The sequence below is a fragment of the Photorhabdus sp. RW14-46 genome (assembly GCF_963887965.1).
In the GTDB taxonomy this organism is placed as follows: Bacteria; Pseudomonadota; Gammaproteobacteria; order Enterobacterales; family Enterobacteriaceae; genus Photorhabdus; species Photorhabdus laumondii.
The window spans coordinates 1-696 of sequence record NZ_CAWPHH010000116.1 but is presented as its reverse complement, the minus strand read 5'-3'; the positions used below and the strand labels follow the sequence as shown (position 1 = coordinate 696).

The 696-nt window shown below is 59.1% G+C and carries 1 protein-coding gene; it reads right to left on the bottom strand.

Annotation, left to right across the window (positions count from 1 at the left end):
• The coding region (locus tag AACQ38_RS23800) for a filamentous hemagglutinin N-terminal domain-containing protein (RefSeq protein WP_445260646.1) at nucleotides 1-682 on the bottom strand (682 nt) is incomplete at its 3' end.
• Between the last annotated feature and the right edge of the window lie 14 nt (nucleotides 683-696).

Sequence of the window (696 nt, the reverse complement as noted above, 5' to 3'; positions counted from 1 at the left end):
TCGCCACGGAACGGGCGATAATATCGGTGTAACTTTGCTGTGTGCTGTCCATGCCGTGCCCGTCAATCCGCACTTCCCCCTGATTGACATCAAACCCTTTCAGCCGGCCTCGCTCCATCAGGGCTTGTCCGGTAGTGAGCGTGGTGCGATGTGAGTTAATGAACCCGCAACCGTTACAGGTGATACCCGCCGGGTTGGCAATAATCACCTCGGCTTTATGGCCGGCGACTTCAATCCAGCCATTGAGTTGACTGGGGTCACGACTGTTGACTTCGTTAAGAATAACGCTGGCGTCCCCTTTGGCTAACCACGGATTGCCCGCTACCATGCCGCCGAGTTGCGTCTGCGTAGCCTGATGGCTGTTATTGAGGATAACTCCCTGTTTATCCACGTCAAACTGACGGTAGGTATTGTGGGAAACGCCATCGGCGCCCGGCGTCTGGATATTGACCTGCGGCGTGCCGTTGGCGCTGCGAATAATAGTCGGCTGCTGACGCCCCGGTGCCTGTCCGTCGGCCACAATCGCCGCCTGTGTGGTGAGCGAAACCCCGCCAAAGGCTAACAACAATCCAAACCGTAGCGCAGTCAGCCGGCAACAACGCTGCGGTGAAGCGGAGCGATGAGCGCGGCGTCCGGTTCTTCCCCGTCCGGCCCGCGCTATCTCGGCCACCACCATCCACATCTGGCGGGCCTGAT